We start from the raw sequence: 1623 nt of genomic DNA, 5'->3' as shown, positions 1-1623 counted from the left end.
TACCATCTGCCCCGAGAGCCACCGCTACTCGCTCGAGTCCATGGAGTTCCCTGATCCGGTCATCGGTATCGCAGTGGAGCCTAAGACCCAGCAGGACCTTGACAAACTCGGAATAGCGCTTGGCAAACTTGCCGAGGAGGACCCTACATTCACAGTGAAATCGGATGCAGAGACCGGCCAGACCGTCATCAGCGGTATGGGAGAGCTCCACCTCGACATCATCGTTGACCGTCTCCGTCGTGAGTTCGGCGTTGACATCAACCAGGATGCTCCTCAGGTTAACTACAAAGAGGCCATCACTCAGCCTGTTCAGCACCGCGAGGTGTTCAAGAAGCAGTCCGGTGGTCGTGGTAAGTTCGCGGATATCATCGTTGAAATCGGACCTGCAGACGAGGGCCAGACCGGTCTTCAGTTCGTTGACGAGGTCAAGGGTGGTAACGTTCCTAGAGAGTTCATCCCAGCTGTTGAGAAGGGCTTCAAGTCAGCAATGGCAAACGGTGTCCTCGCAGGATTCGAAGTACCGTCACTCAAGGTTCGCCTCATCGATGGTTCATTCCATCCAGTGGACTCTGACCAGCTTTCATTCGAAATCTGCGCAAGGATGGCATTCCGCCACGCATGTCCTAAGGCACGTCCGGTTCTCCTCGAGCCTATCATGAGCCTCGAGGTAGTGACTCCAGAGGATTACATGGGTGATATCGTCGGTGACCTCAACCGTCGCCGTGGTCAGATCAACGCCATGGACTCTACTACCGGTGCGCGTATCGTAAAGGCATACGTTCCGCTTTCTGAGCAGTTCGGATATGTCACTATCCTTCGTACCATCTCTTCAGGTCGTGCTACCAGCACAATGACCTTCGACCACTATGCTGAGGTTCCTGCTAGCCTCGCTAAGGAGGTAATCGAGAAGAGCGGCTACAAGGCTTCTGACGACGAGGAATAATAATTTAAATTGAATAACGATTATGAGCCAGAAAATCAGAATCAAACTCAAATCATTCGATCATATGCTGGTTGACAAGTCAGCAAAGAAGATCGTGGAGACAGTTTCTTCTACCGGTGCTCGCGTGAATGGTCCTATTCCGCTTCCTACCGACAAGAAGATCTTCACTGTCAACCGTTGGACCTTCGTGAACAAGACGTCTCGTGAGCAGTTCGAGCTCAACTCATACTGCCGCCTTCTTGACATCTACGAGTCTACTCAGAAGACCGTTGATGCTCTCATGAAGCTTGAGCTTCCTTCAGGCGTTGATGTAGAAATCAAGATCTGATAGGAATCAACAATAAGAAAGCCTCCGTCGGCCTGGATGTTGCAATATTGTTCATCGGCTACGGACGACGGAGGCATTTTGGTCCCTTAGCTCAGTTGGTTAGAGCAACTGACTCATAATCAGTGGGTCGCAGGATCATGCCCTGCAGGGACCACACCTAGGTTATCCTAAATACCTCAAAACCCCTCTAGAATGCATTCTAGAGGGGTTTTTCATTGTTCGTCCAGCACGAACGTACTCTAACGGGTGAAAGTCCCCAAACCGCCCTGATAGTGGGAAGGTTACAGCCAAAGGCAAAGGTGTCCATCACGAGGTGGAATCTGAAGGAAGCTGGCGGCAAACATCTGGTCTG

2 protein-coding genes and 1 tRNA gene are annotated in these 1623 nt (G+C 51.4%); all 3 read left to right on the top strand.

Annotation, left to right across the window (positions count from 1 at the left end; all coding sequences use genetic code 11):
- A partial coding sequence (locus AC06ND_RS08805; protein WP_475678609.1) for a translation factor GTPase family protein occupies nucleotides 1–943 on the top strand: 943 nt, incomplete at its 5' end.
- 22 nt (nucleotides 944–965) lie between these two features.
- On the top strand, nucleotides 966–1271 hold the full coding sequence (gene rpsJ / locus AC06ND_RS08800; protein WP_475678608.1) for a 30S ribosomal protein S10: 306 nt from the start codon (nucleotides 966–968) through the stop codon (nucleotides 1269–1271).
- A gap of 80 nt (nucleotides 1272–1351) precedes the next feature.
- Nucleotides 1352–1425 (top strand) — tRNA-Ile (locus tag AC06ND_RS08795).
- Nucleotides 1426–1623: the final 198 nt, after the last annotated feature.

This window comes from Candidatus Cryptobacteroides sp. (assembly GCF_056207615.1).
This window is presented reverse-complemented; position numbering and strand designations above follow the sequence as displayed.

Bases quoted from the DNA above. Each gene is read 5' to 3' on its own strand.
- rpsJ (WP_475678608.1), top strand. From the start codon at position 966: ATGAGCCAGAAAATCAGAATCAAACTCAAATCATTCGATCATATGCTG.